Here is a 17,967-nt window from a genome sequence, read left to right on the forward strand (position 1 = left end):
TCGATGTCTTGTGGGCCATGCTGCGCGACAACAGAGTGTTCACCCCCGCCCCGCCGGTCGCGCAAACGGCTTGACTTAGTCATTGAGATTCTCCTCATCGTCAAACTATGTGCACTATACACATCAAGTGCATGATGCATAATAGGTGCTCGGAGCCCGTCACACGTAGGGTGCAGGGGGACCGCGGAGAGGACGGAATTGACCAAGCCCAGCGAATTGCTCGAGTTCGAGACCATGCTGTTCGGCCGGTACAGCCTGATTCCGCGCAAAGGTGACAACGGCCTCGACCGCAGCGCCTATCTGCTGCTCAGCCTGCTGCGTGGGGAGGGGCCGATGTCGATCGGTCAGCTCAGTGACACGCTGGGGCTGGACGCCTCCACCCTCAATCGGCAGACCGCCGCACTCCTGCGCGCGGACCTGGCCGAACGCATCCCCGACCCCGACGGCGGCATCGCCCGCAAGTTCCGTGTCACCGCCGAAGGCGCCGCCCGGCTCGATGCCGAACGCGCGCAGAGTCTTCGGCATCTCGATGAGATCCTGGCCGGCTGGTCCGATGAGGACGTTTCGGCGCTCGCGTCGTTACTGGCCCGATTCAATGCCGATATCGAGAGCTACCGCGGGCGGCACTGGCCCCGCTCGTGAGGCTCGACGCGTCCGGCCCGTGGCCGGACGCGCCCGACGCGGCTAGCGCGGGCCGCCGAGCACCGCGCCCTCGCGGCGGGGATCCGCGCCGCCGATCCAGCCGTCGCCGTCGCGGGCCAGCGCCGAGAGCCCGCTCGATTGCGGCGCCACCGACACCTGATCGCCGGACGTGCGCAGCTTCTGGACCAGTACGTCGTGGTCGCCGTTGTCGGCGGCGTTCACCGCCGGGTGCTCGCCGCCCACGTTCGTGGTGGGCGTGTTGGCCGCGCCGAAGTCGATCATCGACACCGCCTGCTGCGGATTCAGTCCCCAATCCAGCAGGGCGACCAGGGTTTTCACCACGAACTGGATGATCACCGCCCCGCCCGGCGACCCGGTGACATGGGTGAGCGCGCCGCGGCCGCCGTCGGGATTGCGGTCGAACACCAGGGTCGGAGCCATGGAGCTGCGCGGCCGCTTGCCCGCGTCGATGCGGTTGGCGACCGGCGCGCCGTCCTTGTCCCGGGGTTCGGCGGAGAAGTCGGTGAGCTGGTTGTTGAGAATGAACCCGTCCACGAAATGGAAGGACCCGAACGCGGATTCGACCGTGGTGGTCATCGACGCCGCGTTGCCGTACTTGTCGACGATCGAGATGTGGCTGGTGCCGTGTTCGGGCTGCTGCGGCCCGTTGCCGACCGGGACCGGCCCGAAGTCGCCCGGTTTGGCGGTGCCCAGACTCCTGCCCGGGTCGATGAGCGCGGCCCGCTGCTTCAGGTAGTCCGGATTCAGCAGGGTCTGCGGTGAATTGCCCGGCAGTGGAACGAAATCCGAGTCGGCGATGTACTTGTCGCGGTCGGCGTAGGCCAGCCGCTCGGCCTCGGCGATCAGGTGCACGGCCTCGGCGGTGGGCTTGCCGCCGTCGCGCGCGGCGGTGCTGTCGCCGGATACGTCGGTCGGTTTCATCGCGGCCAGATCGAAATTCGACAGGATGCCCAGCGCCGCCTCGACGGTGATGCCGCCCGAGGACGGATTCGGCATGCCGCAGATCTCGTGAGTGCGATACGGCGAGCACACCGCGGTGCGCTTCTTGGCCTGGTACGCCGACAGATCCGCGAGTGCCAGCAGGCCGGGGGTGCGCCCGCCGGAGGTGGTGGCGGTGGTGTCGACGATATCGGCGGCGATGGCCCCGGTGTAGAAGGCGTTCGCGCCGTCGGCGGCGATGGCCGAGAGAGTCTTGGCGAAGGCCGGATTCACCAGCGTGGTGCCGGCCTGCTTCGGATTGCCGTCGGGGAGCAGGAAATACGCGCGGGCGGCGTCGTCGCGGGCCAGATCCGCGGTGGAGGCCGCGATCTGGGTGGCCATGCGCGGGGAGATCGTGAAGCCGTCGTCGGCGAGGTTCACCGCGGGGGTGAACAGGTCGCGCCAGGGTTGCCTGCCGTGCTCGGTGTGCGCGAGTTCCAGCATGCGCAGCACGCCCGGCACGCCGATGGAGCGGCCGCTGGCGCGCGCGTTGGGTTGCGGCACAGTGTGATCGGTGGGGCTGATGTAGCGCAGGTAGTCCTCGGTGGCTGCCCGGGGCGCGGTCTCGCGGCCGTCATAGGCGTCGACGGTCCTGGTCGCGGCGTCGTAGTACATGAGGAACGCGCCGCCGCCGATGCCGGTGGCCTGCGGCTCGACCAGGTTCAGCACGGTCTGCGCCACGATCAGCGCGTCCGCGGCGGTACCGCCGTCGCGCAGTACCCGGCAGGCGGCCTCGGTGGCGACGGGATTGGCGGTGGAGACCGCGAATCCGCCGGTGCGGACCGGTGTCATGCCGGTGCGGTAGCCGGTGGCGACCTCCGGACGCAGCGCCAGATTCGTGGTACTGGGCCCGGCCGGAACACCGGAGGCGACCGGAGTTCCGTTGGGGGACACCGTGCACGACGTGCTCTCGTTAGCCGACGACGAACAGGCGGTGAGCATTCCGATCGACAGCAGCAGGGCGGCAGCGCCGCTCCCGGTTCGTCGCAAGCGCCTCATGACCGGACTCTAGCCCCGTGAGCGCGCGGGGGCGGCGGTTTGACCGGTCTGCTCACCTATGGATCATCAGCACTTCCATGGCAATCGCCGATGAATCGACTCGAACCGCTGCTCGGGCAGCCGGTAACGACGGCGCTGACCCGTCCCGGAGCGCCGATATGGCCCTCAGCAAACGACAGGGTACTCTCGGACGGCCTCGTTTCACGATAGCGGAGGGTTAACCCGGCATATGACCGAGATCCGGACAACTGCCACCAGCCTCAATGCCGAGGACAGCGGCTACCACAAAGCCCTGAAACCCCGGCAATTGCAGATGATCGCCATCGGTGGCGCCATCGGCACCGGCCTGTTCCTGGGCGCCGGCGGTCGCCTCGCCAATGCCGGGCCGTCGCTTTTCCTGGTGTACCTGATCTGTGGCGCGTTCGTCTTCTTCATCCTGCGCGCCCTCGGCGAACTGGTGCTGCATCGCCCGTCCTCGGGCTCGTTCGTCTCTTACGCGCGCGAATTCTTCGGTGAGAAGGCCGCATTCGTGGCCGGGTGGATGTACTTCCTGAACTGGTCCATGACCGGCATCGTCGATACCACCGCGGTCGCCACCTATCTGCACTACTGGGGTCCCTTCCAGCCGGTCGCGCAATGGCTGCTGGCGCTGGGCGCGCTGGTCATCGTGCTCGGCATCAATCTGGCGTCGGTGAAGTGGTTCGGCGAGATGGAATTCTGGGCCGCCATGATCAAGGTGCTCGCCCTGGTCACCTTCCTGGTGGTCGGGACCGTCTTCTTCGCGGGGCGGTTCGAGGTGGACGGCCAGGCCACCGGCTTCGGCATGATCTCCGCCGCGGGCGGCTGGTTCCCGACCGGCGTGCTGCCGCTGGTCACCGTCACCTCGGGCGTGGTGTTCGCCTATGCCGCCGTGGAAATGGTCGGCATCGCGGCGGGCGAGACCGAGAACCCGGCGAAGATCATGCCGCGTGCCATCAATTCGGTCATCCTGCGTATCGCGCTGTTCTATTGCGGCTCGGTGATTCTGCTCGCGCTGCTGCTGCCCTACACCGCCTACAAGGCGGGGGAGAGCCCGTTCGTCACCTTCTTCGCCAAACTCGGTGTCGCGCACATGGGCTCGATCATGAATTTCGTGGTGCTCACCGCGGCCTTGTCGAGTTTGAACGCGGGCCTGTATTCGACCGGCCGCATTCTGCGTTCGATGGCGATGAACGGCAGCGCGCCGAAATTCACCGCGCGTATGTCGAGTGCGGGTGTGCCCTACGGCGGCATTCTGCTCACCAGTGTCATCGCATTGTTCGGTATCTGGCTGAATTACATCGTGCCGTCGCAGGCGTTCGAAATCGTGCTGAATGTTGCCTCGCTGGGCATTCTGGCGTCCTGGGCGACCATTGTGCTGTGTCAGTTGAAGCTGTTCTACCTGGCGAAGCAGGGCCTGGCCGAGCGGCCCGCGTTCCGGATGTTCGGCGCTCCCTATACCGGGATCGCGACGCTGGTGTTCCTGGGGTTGGTGCTGATCCTGATGGCTTTCGACCGGCCGGTCGGTACGTGGACGGTGGCCAGCCTGGTGATCATCGTGCCCGCGCTCGCCATCGGGTGGCGCATCGCCAGCCCGCGGGTGCTGGCCATCGCCAAGATGCGCGAGGGCTACACCGGGGAATTTCCCGTCATTCCGCCGATCCCCATGGACGACAAGTAGTTTCCGGCTCCCGGTAGTACACTGGGAAACTGCCTCCGGACCTGGTCTTTCAACGGCCGCACGCGAAATGGCGTGCGGCCGTTATGTGTTCGAGATCACTTTATGCAGAGTGCACCTATCGGCTGTGGTCATGGTCATAACTTCGGGAATGAGATTGTCCGGACTCTGAACATTTGGTTAGCGTCTGGTTCGGCGGGTCGCAGGGGGCGCGCCACCAGGGGTTACTCAACGAGGAGTGCTGTGAGTTCGTTATCGGCTGTTGCCGACGAGGTGGAAATGACACCGATAGTCACGGGGAACGGCGTTCCTGCCACATTTTTCGAGCGGGTGATCGACGGCGTGCGGGGGTTGCGCCGCGAGAGCGCTGCGGCCGAGGTGCCCGCCAAGGTACGCGAAACTCAATTCGCCGCCCTCGGCGCGATGGGGCTCGCGATGCTGCACTGCCTGCTCTCGACCACCGGCGGCCTGGACTGTGTCGCGGGCAGCATCGGCCACTTCTTCGCCGCCTGGGTCACCGGCGGTGTGGCGCTGCTGTTCGGCCTGCGGTCGCGCTGGATCTGGGTGACCGCGCTGGGCGTGTCCAGCCTGCAGGTCTTCCTGGGGGTGTTCACCCTGATGTCGGCCGAAATGCCCACGGGCGTAGGACCGTTCACCGTGCTCGGCGGCGTCATGGTCTCGGGCATCGTGCTGGCGCTGCTGCTGCGCCGCGACTGCTACCGCTGGTTCGCCGTCGACTGACGACGGTCGCCGCCCATCGGAATCCGATGGGCGGCAACCGAAGTCGTCATTTCAGGGTGCGGCCCAGGGCCCGTCCGGCGGCCCGGCCGGAGAAGATGCAGCCGCCCAGGAAGGTGCCTTCCAGCGCGTTGTAGCCGTGCACCCCGCCGCCACCGAAACCGGCGACCTCGCCGGCGGCGTACAGCCCCGGGAACGGGGTGCCGTCGGGGCGGATGACCTGCGAGTCCAGATTGGTCTGCAGGCCGCCCAGGGTCTTGCGGGTGAGGATATTGAGCCGCACGCCGATCAGCGGGCCGTGCGCCGGATCGAGGATCTTGTGCGGCGTGGCCACCCGGCCGAGCTTGTCACCCAGGTAGCGCCGGGCGTTGTTGACGGCCATGAGCTGGGCGTCCTTGCTGAATTTGTGCTCGACGTCCCGGTCGCGCGCCACGATCTGCCGTTCGATGTCGGCCGCGTCCAGCTGTGGGCCGCGCGAGATCTTGTTCATCCCCGCGATCAGTTCGGGCAGCGTATCGGCGACCACGAAGTCGACGCCGTGCTGCTTGAACGCCTCCACCGGGCCCGGCGCGCCCTTGGCCACCCGGCTCTTGAGCGTGAGCTTGAGATCCTTGCCGGTGATATCGGGATTCTGCTCCGAGCCCGAGAGCGCGAACTCCTTCTCGATGATCGACTGGGTCAGGATGAACCACGAGTAGTCGTGGCCGGTGGCCAGGATCTGCTTCATCGTGGCATTGGTGTCGAAACCCGGGAAAGCCGGTGCGGTCATGCGCTTTCCGTTGGCGTCGAACCACAGCGACGACGGCCCGGGAATGATGCGGATGGCGTGATCGGGCCACACCGGATCCCAGTTGTGGATGCCCTCGGTGTAGTGCCACATGCGATCCCGGTTCACGATCCGCCCGCCCGCGGCCTCGGTGATGCCGAGCATGCGGCCGTCGACGTACGCCGGGACGCCCGCGATCATGTGCTCCGGGCAGGGTCCGAGCCGCTCGGTGGGCCAATTGCGCCGCACCAGTTCGTGATTGTGGCCGATGCCGCCGGAGGAGACGATCACGGCGGCGGCGCGCAGATCGAACTCGCCGGTCACCGTGCGTGAGGACGCGACGCCGCGGTCCTCGGTGGAAGCCTCCAGCACGCTGCCGCGCACGCCGGTGACGGCGTCGTCCTCCACGATCAGCTCGTCGACGCGATGCCGGAACGCGAATCCGACCTGCCCGCGCCGCTCGGCCTCGAGCACGGGTTCGAGGAACACCCGCACGATTTCGGGTCCGGTGCCCCAGGTGAGGTGGAAGCGCGGCACCGAATTGCCATGCCCGTCGGCGGATTCGCCGCCGCGTTCGGCCCAGCCGACCAGCGGCGTCACCCGCAGACCGAGGTCGTGGAGGTACTGCCGCTTCTCGGTGGCCGCGAACTCCACGTAGGCGCGCGCCCACTGCCGCGCCCAGTGGTCCTCGTCCTCGCGGTCGAAGCCCGCCGAGCCCAGCCAGTCCTGCATGGCCAGCTCGAGGCTGTCCTTGACGCCGAGCCGCCGCTGTTCGGGGCTGTCCACGAAGAACAGTCCGCCCAGCGACCAGAACGCCTGCCCGCCCAGGTTGGCACGGTTCTCCTGATCCAGAATCAGGACCCGCTTACCCGCCTTGACCAGCTCGTGCGTGGCGACGAGACCGGCCAGACCGGCCCCGACCACGATGACATCCGGGTTCTCGATCATGCCCATTTCCTTGGTGTCGAAGTTCGATACACGAATGTATCCAACGAGGTCGCTACTGTACAGATGCTCGATACAGTCGTGTATCGAGCAGGGTTGTCGGTGGGTCGTGGCATGGTTCGAGTGTGCCGACATCGCCGACCGGATCCCTGTCACTCGCGGCGGCGCGCCGCATCGCACTCGCGGCCCAGGGGTTCGGGTCCGCCCGCCCCAGCGCACCGCCCACCCGGCGCACGGTCATGAAGGTCCTCGACAGCACCCGGCTGCTCCAGCTGGACTCGGTGTCGGCGGTAGTGCGGGCGCACTACGCGCCGGTGTTCAGCCGCGTCGGGGCCTACGACCGGACTCTGCTCGACGATGCCGCGTGGGGGCACAGCGCGCGCAAGCCGCGACAGCTGATCGAATACTGGGCGCACGAGGCGGCGCTGATCCCGGTGCAGGACTGGCCGCTGATGCGCTGGCGCATGGTGCAGTACCGGCACGGGCGCTGGAACGGGATGCGGCAAGTGCTGGAACGCAATCCGGGTCTGGGCGACGATGTGCTCGGCGTCGTCAAGGAGTACGGCGCGAGCACGGCGGGGGAGATCGAACGGCACCTGGAGCTGGATCGGCCACGGGCCAAGGACAATTGGGGCTGGAACTACAGCGACACCAAGGTGGTGTGCGAGGCGTTGTTCGCTGCTGGGGAGCTGACCGTGCCCCGCCGGGTCGGCTTCCAGCGGCACTACGACCTCGCGGCGAGTGTCCTACCCGCCGAAGTGGTTTCCCGCGAACCGGACGAGGCGGACGCGATCCGCGAGCTGGTGCGGCGCGCGGCCCGGGCGCACGGCGTGGGCACCGAGACCGATCTGCGCGACTACTACCGGCTCACCCGCCGCCAGACCGAGCCCGCCATCACCGATCTGCTCGACAGCGGAGAATTGGAGCGGGTCACCGTGCAGGGCTGGGACAAGCCCGCCTACCTGCACACCGAGGCTCGCACGCCCCGCCGTGTCACCGGTGCGGCCCTGTTGTGCCCCTTCGATCCGCTGATCTTCTTCCGTGATCGCACCGAGCGGCTGTTCGACTTCCACTACCGCATCGAGATCTACACGCCGGAACACAAACGGGTGCACGGCTATTACGTCTTCCCGTTCCTGCTCGACGGTGAACTCGTCGCGCGGGTGGACCTGCGCGCCGAGCGCGCGAGCGGGCGATTGCTGGTGCCGGGTGCCTTCGCCGAGCCGGGCCGCGACCACGCCCGGATCGCCGGGGCTCTGGGCCGCGCACTGCGGGAGATGGCGGACTGGCTGGAACTGGACACCGTGGAAGTGGGCGAAAAGGGCGATCTCGCACCGCGTTTGCGGCGTGAGATCGCCTAGCCATCCAGGAGCGCCCGGATCACCGACGGTTCAGAACGGGCCGTCGGTCCAGGCGTTGAGCACGATTCCGTTCTTGCCCTCGCCCCTGCACTCGATGGTCATGGGGATGAGCGGCCGCGGCGAGTCGCCCACGATGTAGGTGGGGGACTGGTAGCCGTTACCGACCTGCCGTGCCCCGAGGCACTGCACCACCGCGGCGTACCACGTGTCCGCGGGGCAGGTGAAGGTGGCGGTATCGAGCGTCCGGTCGATACGGCAGGGCGAATCGGCGTGGGCGGCCGGAGCCGCCACCGCGATCAGGCCCGCCGCGCCGATGCCGAGTGCGGAACCGATCGCGAGCGAGCGGCGGCGCGGGTGGAGATGGTGATGGTTCGTCATCGGATCAAGCTCCCTCGTGTACGGACAGATCAAGCGAACAGTTCGTCCATACTGACCCGCGAGACCCTCCGTACCGTCGAAACGCGCGGAGATCGATGTTCCGGCGTGGCGCGCTCGATCAGGCGGCCTGCAGGTCGGCCGGGGAATTCAGCACCGCCCCACCGCGGAACAGGGTGGGCGCCCGGTACCCGGCCAGCTCCCCGGACACCAGGATCGACGCGTCGGCGGACTCGGCCGTGGCGGGCACGGACACCGCCACCAGGGCGGCCGCGGCCGGGCAGACCGCTCCCACGATGGCGAGCGAGCGGCGGCGAGTACGCAGACGGATCATGTGGGGTTTGCCTCTCCTGGCGAATGATCTTGCCGGTACTTCGTCGCCGAGAGCGCCGCGGATGGGGTGTCGGAGGAACTGACTAACCTGGACCCCGTGGCAGATCCCGCGACCTACCGGCCCGCCCCGGGCACCATCCCCGTCCAACCGGGCGTCTACAAGTTCCGGGACAAGTTCGGACAGGTCATCTATGTCGGCAAGGCGAAAAGCCTGCGCCAGCGGCTGAACTCGTACTTCGCCGATGTGGCCGGGCTGCATCCGCGCACCCGCCAGATGGTGACCACCGCCGCCGGCGTCGAGTGGACCGTGGTGTCCACCGAGGTGGAAGCGCTGCAGCTGGAATACAACTGGATCAAGGAATTCGATCCGCGCTTCAATGTCCGCTACCGCGACGACAAGTCGTACCCGGTGCTGGCGGTCAGTCTGAACGAGGAGTACCCCCGCGTCTTCGTCTACCGCGGCGCGCGCAAGAAGGGTGTGCGCTACTTCGGGCCGTACGCCCACGCCTGGGCCATCCGCGAGACCCTGGATCTGCTGCTGCGGGTGTTCCCGGTGCGCACCTGCTCGGCCGGAGTCTTCAAGCGGCACAGCCAGATCGGGCGGCCGTGCCTGCTCGGCTACATCGACAAGTGCTCCGCGCCGTGCATCGGCCGGGTGAGCGCGGCCGAGCACCGCGACATCGTGGACGACTTCTGCGACTTCCTCGCAGGAAAGACCGACCGCCTGGTCAAGCAGCTGGAACGCCGTATGCACGAGGCCGCCGACGAGCTCGACTTCGAGAACGCCGCCCGGCTGCGCGACGATGTGCAGGCGCTCAAGCGCGCGCTCGAGAAGCAGGCGGTGGTGCTGGGCACCGGCACCGACGCCGACGTCATCGACTTCGCGGTCGACGAGCTCGAGGCCGCGGTCCAGATCTTCCACGTCCGCGACGGGCGGGTGCGCGGCCAGCGCGGCTGGGTGGTCGACAAGTCCGGCGACGCGATCGACGCGGCGGCGGCCGGGGGTGAGCTGCCGGCACTGGTCGAGCAGTTCCTGACCCAGTTCTACGGCGAGCAGACCGCGGTCGCGGAGCAGAGCGGTGACGAGCAGCCGGGTGCGGTGGTTCCGCGGGAAGTGCTGGTCCCGGCCCTGCCCAACGATCACGAGCAGGTGCAGCAGTGGCTGTCGGGCCTGCGGGGGTCGGCGGTGCAGCTGCGGGTGCCCCAGCGCGGGGACAAGAAGGCCCTGGCCGAGACGGTGCAGCGCAATGCGCAGGAAGCCCTCGCCCAGCACAAGCTCAAACGCGCTGGCGACCTGACCGCGCGGTCGGCGGCGCTGCAGGAACTGCAGGACGCCCTGGATCTGGACAGCGCCCCGCTGCGCATCGAGTGCGTGGACATCTCGCACGTGCAGGGCACCGATGTGGTGGCCTCGCTGGTGGTGTTCGAGGACGGGCTGGCCCGCAAGTCGGAGTATCGGCACTACACCATCAAGGAGGCCGCCGGGGAGGGCCGCTCCGACGACGTCGGCAGCATCGCCGAGGTGACGCGGCGCCGCTTCGGCAAGCTGCGCCGCGAACTCGACGCCGCCGAGGCCGCCGAGCTCGAATCCGATTCCGAGGCAACCGAACCCGGGCTGCCCGGCATCGACCCGAAGACCGGCAAGCCGCGCCGCTTCTCCTATCCGCCCAACCTGTACGTGGTGGACGGCGGTGCGCCGCAGGTGAACGCGGCCGCGGAGGTGCTCGACGAGCTGGGCATCACCGATGTCGCGGTGATCGGCCTGGCCAAGCGCCTGGAAGAGGTGTGGGTGCCCAACGAGCCGGACCCGGTGATCATGCCGCGCACCAGTGAGGCGCTGTACCTGCTGCAGCGGGTGCGCGACGAGGCGCACCGCTTCGCCATCACCTTCCACCGCTCCAAGCGGTCGCGGCGGATGACGGCGTCGGCGCTGGATTCGGTGCCGGGCCTGGGGTCGACTCGCAAGACCGCACTGGTGACGCATTTCGGATCGGTCGCCAAGCTCAAGGAGGCTACGGTGGAGCAGATCACCGAGGTCCCGGGCATCGGCGTGGCGACGGCCAGGGCGGTCCTGGACGCGTTGCGTCAGCAGTAGAGCGTCGGCGTTTCGCGGCGCGCCGGATGGGGACCCACCGGGTAGAGTGCGACACGCCGAACGGGAAATTTGCGACACGCCGTGTGTGCTGGTCGGGAGTGGAAATCACAGCTGTGTTGCGCTCCCGCCGCTCGCCTGCCGGGTTCGCGGGCGTCGGTGCAGGATGATCGAGGGAACTCCAGACACGAACCGGTAGGACATGACGCGCGTCGAAGACAGCACAGCTACTGCCGAGAACAGCCCGGCAACCGAATCAGGCGAGTCCCAGCCGAATCCCCGCAAGGGGCGGCCCGGTTCCGAACCCGCTCCGGTCGAGGTGGTCATCGTGACCGGCCTGTCCGGCGCCGGCCGCGGCACCGCGGGCAAGGTGCTCGAGGACCTGGGGTACTACGTCGCCGACAATCTGCCGCCCGAATTGATCGGCCGCATGGTCGATCTGGGCCGCTCCGCAGAACCACCGATCCGCAAACTCGCGCTGGTCATGGACGTGCGCAACCGCTTCTTCACGGGGAATCTGTCCGCGGTGGTCGAACAGCTGCGGTCCGCGGGCGTGCGCACCCGCATCCTGTTCCTCGAGGCCTCCGACGACGTGCTGATCCGCCGCTTCGGCTTCGCGCGCCGCCGCCACCCGCTACAGAGCGAGAGCGCCGACGGCACCCTGACCGCCGGCATCGCCGCCGAACGTCGCCGCCTCGACCCGGTGAAGACCGCCGCGGACGTCGTCATCGACACCACCGCGCTGTCGATCCACCAGTTGCACCGCAAGCTCGAGGAGGTCTACGGCGGTGACGCCGCCACCGTACTGCAGTTGACCGTGCAATCGTTCGGGTTCAAGTACGGAGTCCCGCTCGACGCCGACATGGTGTTCGATTTGCGTTTCCTGCCGAATCCACATTGGATTCCCGAACTCCGCGAAAAAACCGGGCAGGACGCCCCGGTCAGCGAGTATGTGTTGTCGCGCCCGGGTGCACAGGACTACCTGGGCACCGCGCACCATCTCGTCGACCTGACGACCGAGGGCTACCGCCAAGAGGGGAAGCGATACATGACCGTGGCAGTGGGCTGCACCGGCGGTAAACACCGCAGTGTGGCGATAGCGGAGGCGCTGGGTGACGCGTTGGCGGGCCGTGCGGCGGAGAGCGATTCGGGTGCCGAGCTGCCTCAAGACGTGGTGCGCGTGGTCCACCGAGATCTGGGGCGGGAATGAGTGAGAGCACTTCCGGCCGCACCGCCAATCCCGCCTTCGTGGCGCTCGGCGGTGGGCACGGGCTGTACGCGACGCTGACCGCCGTGCGGCGGCTCACGCGCAAGATCACCGCGGTGGTCACCGTCGCCGACGACGGCGGCTCTTCGGGACGCTTGCGCGCCGAGCTGGGCATGCTGCCGCCGGGCGATCTGCGAATGGCCTTGGTGGCCTTGGCCGAAGAGGCCGACGGGCACTGGGCGCGAACTTTGCAACACCGCTTCGGCGGCACCGGCGCGCTGGCCGGGCACTCGGTCGGCAATCTGATTCTGGCGGGCTTGACAGAGGAGCTGGGCGACCCCGTCGCGGCCCTGGACGAGGCCGGAAAGATTCTGCGGGTCACCGGAAGAGTGCTACCCATGTCGCCGATCGCGCTGACCATCGAGGCGGATGTCTCTGGGCTGGAAGGCGATCCGCGGGTGAGTCGCTGCATCCGCGGTCAGGTGGCGGTGGCGACCACGCCGGGCAAGGTGCGCCGGGTGCGGCTGATCCCCTCGGATCCGCCCGCCTGCCCCGAGGCGACCTCGGCGATCGAGCACGCGGACATGGTGGTGCTGGGCCCCGGGAGCTGGTTCACGAGCGTCATTCCGCACGTGCTGGTGCCCGATTTGCACGAAGCGCTGCTGCATACGCGGGCGCGGAAAGTGCTGGTGCTCAACCTCGCTGCCGAACCGGGCGAAACGGCCGGATTCTCCGCGGAACGGCACCTGCATGTATTGTCCCAGCACGCACCGGATTTCACAGTCGACCATGTTCTGGTGGACTCCGGTTCCGTACCCGAGGGTAGGGAACGCGAACATCTGGCAAGAGCTGCCGAACAGCTGCGTGCGCGAGTAACCTTCGCTGATGTCGCCGAGGCGGGGACGGACCGGCACCACCCCGGAAAGCTTGCCGCCGCACTGGATCAGGTGATCCGGCAACCTCGGCCGGAATCAGCAGGGCTTCGAGTCGAAGGACGGCATATGGGCCAACGTGTGCGGTCCGGGTTGGGTGGAAAGGAGCGCGTCTCGTGGCGATGACAGCGGAAGTGAAGGACGAGCTGAGCCGGCTCTCTGTATCACAGGTGAGCTCGCGCAAAGCGGAATTGTCCGCGCTACTGCGGTTCGCCGGTGGATTGCACATCGTCGGCGGTCGGGTGATCGTCGAAGCCGAAGTGGATATGGGTTCCATAGCGCGTCGGCTGCGTCGAGAGATCTTCGAGCTGTATGGATACGGCTCGGACGTGCATGTCCTCGGCGCCGGAGGGCTCCGGAAAACCTCCCGGTATGTAGTGCGAGTTTCCAAGGAAGGCGAGGCGCTGGCGCGCCAGACCGGTTTGCTCGACGTGCGCGGCCGGCCGGTCCGGGGCCTGCCCGCGCAAGTCGTGGGCGGCAGCATCGGCGACGCCGAAGCGGCTTGGCGCGGGGCGTTTCTCGCGCACGGCTCGCTCACCGAGCCGGGCCGGTCCTCGGCGCTCGAGGTGAGCTGCCCCGGCCCGGAGGCGGCGCTCGCGCTCGTCGGCGCGGCCCGGCGCATGGGCATCTCGGCCAAGGCGCGCGAGGTGCGCGGCACCGATCGCGTCGTGGTGCGCGACGGTGAGGCCATCGGCGCCCTGCTCACCCGCATGGGTGCGCAGGACACGCGGCTCACCTGGGAGGAGCGGCGGATGCGCCGCGAGGTCCGGGCGACCGCGAACCGGCTGGCCAATTTCGACGACGCGAACCTGCGTCGGTCGGCCCGTGCGGCGGTCGCGGCCGCGGCCCGGGTGGAGCGCGCGCTCGAGATCCTCAGCGACGATGTGCCAGACCACTTGGCCGCCGCCGGCAAGCTGCGCGTGCTGCACCGCCAGGCCTCCCTGGAGGAGCTGGGCCAGCTGGCCGATCCGCCCATGACGAAAGACGCTGTGGCGGGCCGGATCCGGCGACTGCTGTCGATGGCGGATCGGCGCGCCAAGGAACTCGGCGTGCCCGACACCGAAAGTGCCGTCACCGCAGAGCTGCTCGAAGAGGCCTGAAACGGCCGCGGTGCCGCTTACACTGAGCGGAACCGCACGGTGATTCCGTCCGGAAGCGTCGCAACCCCATGGTTGCGGCGCTTCCGGTCGTCTGTGGCGAAAATGATCGTTTTCGTATGTTCACCGTGGCGGGGGTGTGTCCGTGATGTTTCTGTTACAGGGCTAGGGTTAGCACCGCAACGGAAACGATCCGCAAAGCTGAGGAGCGAAAACGTGACTGTCCGGGTAGGTATCAACGGCTTCGGCCGTATCGGGCGCAACTTCTTCCGAGCCGTCGAGGCGCAGAAGGCCCTCGGCACCACCGACATCGAGATCGTGGCGGTCAATGACCTGACCGACAACAAGTCGCTGGCGACCCTGCTGAAGTACGACTCGATTCTGGGCCGCCTGCCGCAGGACGTTTCCCTGGACGGCGACGAGACCATCGTCGTGGGCGACCAGCGCATCACCGCGCTGGCCATCAAGGAGGGCCCCGCCGCCCTGCCGTGGGGTGACCTGGGTGTCGACGTGGTCGTCGAATCCACCGGTATCTTCACCGATGCCACCAAGGCCAAGGGCCACCTGGCCGCCGGCGCCAAGAAGGTCATCATCTCCGCGCCCGCCAAGGGTGAGGACATCACCATCGTGATGGGCGTCAACGACGACAAGTACGACGGTTCGCAGAACATCATCTCGAACGCGTCCTGCACCACCAACTGCCTTGGCCCGATCGCCAAGGTGCTCAACGACTCCTTCGGCATCGAGCGTGGTCTGATGACCACCGTGCACGCCTACACCCAGGACCAGAACCTGCAGGACGGCCCGCACTCGGATCTGCGTCGCGCCCGCGCCGCCGCGCTGAACATCGTGCCCACCGGCACCGGCGCCGCCAAGGCCATCGGCCTGGTGCTGCCCGAGCTGCTCGGCAAGCTCAACGGTTACGCGCTGCGCGTGCCGGTTCCGACCGGTTCGCTCACCGACCTGACCGTCGACCTGGCGCGCGCCGCCTCGGTCGAGGAGATCAACGCCGCCATGAAGGCCGCCGCGGACGGCCCGATGAAGGGCATCCTGAAGTACAACGTCGACCCGATCGTCTCCTCCGACATCGTGACCGACCCGCACTCCTCCATCTACGACGCGCCGCTGACCCAGGTCATCGACAACCAGGTCAAGGTCGCCTCGTGGTACGACAACGAGTGGGGCTACTCCAACCGTCTCGCCGACCTCGTCGGCCTCGTCGGCAAGTCCCTGTAAGCGCCGATGACGATCAAGACTCTCCAGGATCTGCTGAACGAGGGCGTCGAGGGCCGCGGCGTGCTGGTGCGCTCGGACCTGAACGTGCCGCTCGACAACGGCGTCATCACCGACCCGGGCCGCATCATCGCGTCCGCGCCGACCATCAAGGCGCTGGCCGAGGCCGGTGCCAAGGTCGTGGTGACCGCGCATCTGGGCCGCCCCAAGGGCGAGCCGGACCCGAAGTTCTCCCTCGCCCCGGTCGCCGCGCGACTGGCCGAGGAGCTGGGCCGCAATGTCCAGCTGGCCGGTGACGTGGTGGGCCAGGACGCGCTCGCCCGTTCCGAGGGCCTCACCGACGGTGATGTCATGCTGCTCGAGAACATCCGCTTCGACGCGCGGGAGACCAGCAAGGACGATGCCGAGCGCACCAAGCTCGCCAACGCCCTGGTCGAACTGGTCGGCGACGACGGCGCTTTCGTGTCCGACGGTTTCGGCGTGGTGCACCGCAAGCAAGCGTCGGTCTACGACGTGGCCAAGCTGCTCCCGCACTACGCGGGCAACCTGGTCGCGGCCGAGACCGAGGTGCTGAAGAAGCTCACCGAGGACCCGGCCCGCCCGTACGCGGTCGTGCTCGGCGGCTCCAAGGTCTCCGACAAGCTCGCGGTCATCGAGGCGCTCGCGCCGAAGGTCGACACGCTGGTCATCGGCGGCGGCATGTGCTTCACCTTCCTTGCCGCACAGGGCCTTTCGGTGGGCACCTCGCTGCTGCAGGAAGAGATGATCGACACCTGCAAGGACCTGCTCGACAAGTACGCCGATGTCATCCACCTGCCAGTGGACATCGTGGTGGCCGACAAGTTCGCCGCGGACGCGGAGTCGAAGACGGTGCCCGCCAACGAGATTCCGGACGGCTGGATGGGTCTGGACATCGGCCCCGACTCGGCCGCTCGCTTCGGCGCGCTGCTGACCGAGGCCAAGACGGTGTTCTGGAACGGCCCGATGGGCGTGTTCGAGTTCGAGAAGTTCTCGGCCGGTACTCGCGGTGTCGCCGAGGCGATCGCCACGGCCACCTCGAAGGGCGCGTTCACGGTCGTCGGCGGTGGCGACTCCGCCGCGGCGGTGCGCACCCTGGGTCTGCCCGATGACGGTTTCTCGCACATCTCCACCGGTGGCGGCGCGTCGTTGGAATACCTGGAGGGCAAGGAACTCCCCGGTCTCGCGGTTCTGGAGGACTGAGCCATGGCACGTAAGCCTTTGATCGCCGGCAACTGGAAGATGAACCTCAACCACCTCGAGGCCATCGCTCTGGTGCAGAAGATCGCGTTCGCGTTGCCGGAGAAGTATTTCGACAAGGTCGACGTCACGGTGGTTCCGCCGTTCGTGGACCTGCGCAGCGTGCAGACGCTGGTCGAGGGTGACCGTCTGCTGATCACCTACGGTGCCCAGGACGTCTCCACCCACGATGAGGGCGCCTACACCGGCGAGATCAGCGGGTCCATGCTCGCGAAGCTGGGTTGCAGCTTCGTCGTGGTGGGCCACTCGGAGCGGCGTCAGTACCACAACGAGGACGACGCCACCGTGCTGGCCAAGGCCAAGCAGGCGCTGAAGTACGGCATCACCCCGATCGTCTGCATCGGTGAGGGCCTGGGCGTCCGCGAGAGCAAGACCCACGTGGAGTACAACCTCGAGCAGCTGCGCGGTTCGCTCAAGGGCCTGACGGCGGAGGAGATCTCCAAGGTCGTCGTCGCCTACGAGCCGGTCTGGGCCATCGGCACCGGCAAGGTCGCCACCCCGGCCGACGCGCAGGAAGTCTGCGGCGCCATCCGCAAGGAGCTCGCCGAACTGGCGAATCCCGAAGTGGCCGCGGGCGTCCGCGTCCTCTACGGCGGCTCGGTCAACGCCAAGAACGTCGGCGAACTGGTCGGCCAGGCCGACATCGACGGCGCCCTGGTGGGCGGCGCGTCGCTGAAGGGTGACGAGTTCGCCACCCTCTCGGCCATCGCCGCCGGCGGTCCGCTGCCGTAACGGTTTCCGTCGCACAGGGCCGGGCATCCCACGGATGCCCGGCCCTTGTCGGCAGAATGACCGGTATGAGCGACTGGAATACGAACATCATCAACGAGTTCCGGGCCAATGCGGGCCGGGTGGGCGGGCCGTTCGAGGGCGCGCCGATGATCCTGGTGCACCACCGCGGCCGCAAGACCGGTCGTGAGCTGGTCACTCCCACCATGTACATGGCCGATGAACAGGACCCGGCCGTCGTCTACATCTTCGCCTCCAAGGCGGGCGCGCCGACCAACCCGGACTGGTACTACAACCTGACCACCGCGGGGAAGGCCGAGGCCGAGATCGGCACCGAGACCTTCCCGGTCATGGTCGCCGAGGTGACGGGCGCGGACCGCGACCGGATCTTCGCCGAGCAGGCCCGCCGGTACCCGGGCTTCGCCGAGTACGCGGAGAAAACGGCTGGGATCCGGACAATTCCGGTGCTGGCGCTGCGTCGCCTCTGAGTCGATTGGACCCGGGCCCGGCCTCGGGCCGGGGCCGGGGCTCGGCTCGCGGGCATC

At 68.0% G+C, this 17,967-nt stretch carries 16 protein-coding genes; 12 read left to right on the forward strand and 4 right to left on the reverse strand.

The window, feature by feature from the left end; genetic code table 11:
- Nucleotides 1–198 precede the first annotated feature (198 nt).
- Nucleotides 199–642, forward strand: a complete 444-nt coding sequence (locus ACFYTS_RS28005; RefSeq protein ID WP_357286206.1) for a MarR family transcriptional regulator — start codon at nucleotides 199–201, stop codon at nucleotides 640–642.
- Between the two features lie 42 nt (nucleotides 643–684).
- Here the strand turns inward: ACFYTS_RS28005 and ACFYTS_RS28010 are convergent, their stop codons facing one another.
- Nucleotides 685–2,640: a gamma-glutamyltransferase family protein gene (locus ACFYTS_RS28010; RefSeq protein WP_387308399.1), complete on the reverse strand. Its 1,956-nt coding sequence runs from the start codon at nucleotides 2,638–2,640 to the stop codon at nucleotides 685–687.
- A gap of 229 nt (nucleotides 2,641–2,869) precedes the next feature.
- Here ACFYTS_RS28010 and ACFYTS_RS28015 point away from each other — a divergent pair, with 229 nt between their 5' ends.
- Both ACFYTS_RS28015 and ACFYTS_RS28020 read left to right on the forward strand, forming a co-directional pair.
- Nucleotides 2,870–4,339 (forward strand): amino acid permease, encoded by a 1,470-nt coding sequence (locus ACFYTS_RS28015; RefSeq protein WP_387308401.1) that lies wholly within the window; start codon nucleotides 2,870–2,872, stop codon nucleotides 4,337–4,339.
- Nucleotides 4,340–4,615: 276 nt separating this feature from the next.
- A complete protein-coding gene (locus tag ACFYTS_RS28020) occupies nucleotides 4,616–5,077 on the forward strand; it encodes a hypothetical protein (protein WP_357286214.1) in 462 nt (153 codons plus the stop codon).
- Nucleotides 5,078–5,123: 46 nt separating this feature from the next.
- On the opposite strand, the gene ACFYTS_RS28025 is transcribed toward ACFYTS_RS28020, so the two are convergent.
- Nucleotides 5,124–6,788 carry an FAD-binding dehydrogenase gene (locus ACFYTS_RS28025; RefSeq protein ID WP_357286217.1) on the reverse strand — a complete coding sequence of 555 codons (1,665 nt, stop codon included), beginning with the start codon at nucleotides 6,786–6,788 and terminating at the stop codon, nucleotides 5,124–5,126.
- 122 nt (nucleotides 6,789–6,910) lie between these two features.
- Here ACFYTS_RS28025 and ACFYTS_RS28030 point away from each other — a divergent pair, with 122 nt between their 5' ends.
- Nucleotides 6,911–8,146: a DNA glycosylase AlkZ-like family protein gene (locus tag ACFYTS_RS28030; RefSeq protein ID WP_357286220.1), complete on the forward strand. Its 1,236-nt coding sequence runs from the start codon at nucleotides 6,911–6,913 to the stop codon at nucleotides 8,144–8,146.
- A 30-nt stretch (nucleotides 8,147–8,176) separates the two neighbouring features.
- Here the strand turns inward: ACFYTS_RS28030 and ACFYTS_RS28035 are convergent, their stop codons facing one another.
- Together ACFYTS_RS28035 and ACFYTS_RS28040 are read right to left on the reverse strand one after the other, a co-directional pair.
- On the reverse strand, nucleotides 8,177–8,524 hold the full coding sequence (locus tag ACFYTS_RS28035; protein ID WP_357286222.1) for a hypothetical protein: 348 nt from the start codon (nucleotides 8,522–8,524) through the stop codon (nucleotides 8,177–8,179).
- 118 nt (nucleotides 8,525–8,642) lie between these two features.
- The gene (locus ACFYTS_RS28040) at nucleotides 8,643–8,855 is read right to left on the reverse strand and encodes a hypothetical protein (RefSeq protein ID WP_387308404.1); all 213 of its coding nucleotides are present in this window, start codon (nucleotides 8,853–8,855) and stop codon (nucleotides 8,643–8,645) included.
- A gap of 96 nt (nucleotides 8,856–8,951) precedes the next feature.
- Here ACFYTS_RS28040 and uvrC point away from each other — a divergent pair, with 96 nt between their 5' ends.
- The 8 genes from uvrC (at nucleotide 8,952) to ACFYTS_RS28080 (ending at nucleotide 17,910) form a co-directional block, all read left to right on the forward strand.
- Entirely contained in the window at nucleotides 8,952–10,949 is a 1,998-nt protein-coding gene (gene uvrC / locus ACFYTS_RS28045; protein ID WP_387308407.1) for an excinuclease ABC subunit UvrC, read from the forward strand.
- 199 nt (nucleotides 10,950–11,148) lie between these two features.
- Nucleotides 11,149–12,156 carry an RNase adapter RapZ gene (gene rapZ / locus ACFYTS_RS28050; protein ID WP_387308409.1) on the forward strand — a complete coding sequence of 336 codons (1,008 nt, stop codon included), beginning with the start codon at nucleotides 11,149–11,151 and terminating at the stop codon, nucleotides 12,154–12,156.
- On the forward strand, nucleotides 12,153–13,211 hold the full coding sequence (gene yvcK, locus ACFYTS_RS28055) for a uridine diphosphate-N-acetylglucosamine-binding protein YvcK (protein ID WP_387308411.1): 1,059 nt from the start codon (nucleotides 12,153–12,155) through the stop codon (nucleotides 13,209–13,211). Before rapZ ends, yvcK begins: the two co-directional genes overlap by 4 nt.
- Complete coding sequence (gene whiA, locus ACFYTS_RS28060; protein ID WP_120736392.1) at nucleotides 13,202–14,185, forward strand: DNA-binding protein WhiA; 984 nt, start codon at nucleotides 13,202–13,204, stop codon at nucleotides 14,183–14,185. Before yvcK ends, whiA begins: the two co-directional genes overlap by 10 nt.
- A 213-nt stretch (nucleotides 14,186–14,398) precedes the next feature.
- Nucleotides 14,399–15,418: a type I glyceraldehyde-3-phosphate dehydrogenase gene (gene gap / locus ACFYTS_RS28065; protein WP_357083207.1), complete on the forward strand. Its 1,020-nt coding sequence runs from the start codon at nucleotides 14,399–14,401 to the stop codon at nucleotides 15,416–15,418.
- Nucleotides 15,419–15,424: 6 nt separating this feature from the next.
- Nucleotides 15,425–16,636 carry a phosphoglycerate kinase gene (locus ACFYTS_RS28070; protein ID WP_357286237.1) on the forward strand — a complete coding sequence of 404 codons (1,212 nt, stop codon included), beginning with the start codon at nucleotides 15,425–15,427 and terminating at the stop codon, nucleotides 16,634–16,636.
- A 3-nt stretch (nucleotides 16,637–16,639) separates the two neighbouring features.
- Nucleotides 16,640–17,425, forward strand: coding sequence for a triose-phosphate isomerase (tpiA, locus tag ACFYTS_RS28075; protein ID WP_357286240.1), 786 nt, complete (start codon nucleotides 16,640–16,642; stop codon nucleotides 17,423–17,425).
- A gap of 56 nt (nucleotides 17,426–17,481) precedes the next feature.
- Entirely contained in the window at nucleotides 17,482–17,910 is a 429-nt protein-coding gene (locus ACFYTS_RS28080; RefSeq protein ID WP_357286242.1) for a nitroreductase/quinone reductase family protein, read from the forward strand.
- Nucleotides 17,911–17,967: the final 57 nt, after the last annotated feature.

Source organism: Nocardia sp. NPDC004151 (assembly GCF_042874235.1).
Classification (GTDB): Bacteria; Actinomycetota; Actinomycetes; order Mycobacteriales; family Mycobacteriaceae; genus Nocardia.

Coding starts and splice junctions, on each gene's coding strand:
- ACFYTS_RS28040 (WP_387308404.1), bottom strand. CDS start 8,855: ATGATCCGTCTGCGTACTCGCCGCCGCTCGCTCGCCATCGTGGGAGCG.
- ACFYTS_RS28010 (WP_387308399.1), bottom strand. CDS start 2,640: ATGAGGCGCTTGCGACGAACCGGGAGCGGCGCTGCCGCCCTGCTGCTG.
- ACFYTS_RS28035 (WP_357286222.1), bottom strand. CDS start 8,524: ATGACGAACCATCACCATCTCCACCCGCGCCGCCGCTCGCTCGCGATC.
- ACFYTS_RS28015 (WP_387308401.1), top strand. CDS start 2,870: ATGACCGAGATCCGGACAACTGCCACCAGCCTCAATGCCGAGGACAGC.
- ACFYTS_RS28025 (WP_357286217.1), bottom strand. CDS start 6,788: ATGATCGAGAACCCGGATGTCATCGTGGTCGGGGCCGGTCTGGCCGGT.
- yvcK (WP_387308411.1), top strand. CDS start 12,153: ATGAGTGAGAGCACTTCCGGCCGCACCGCCAATCCCGCCTTCGTGGCG.
- ACFYTS_RS28020 (WP_357286214.1), top strand. CDS start 4,616: ATGACACCGATAGTCACGGGGAACGGCGTTCCTGCCACATTTTTCGAG.
- rapZ (WP_387308409.1), top strand. CDS start 11,149: ATGACGCGCGTCGAAGACAGCACAGCTACTGCCGAGAACAGCCCGGCA.
- ACFYTS_RS28070 (WP_357286237.1), top strand. CDS start 15,425: ATGACGATCAAGACTCTCCAGGATCTGCTGAACGAGGGCGTCGAGGGC.
- ACFYTS_RS28080 (WP_357286242.1), top strand. CDS start 17,482: ATGACCGGTATGAGCGACTGGAATACGAACATCATCAACGAGTTCCGG.
- tpiA (WP_357286240.1), top strand. CDS start 16,640: ATGGCACGTAAGCCTTTGATCGCCGGCAACTGGAAGATGAACCTCAAC.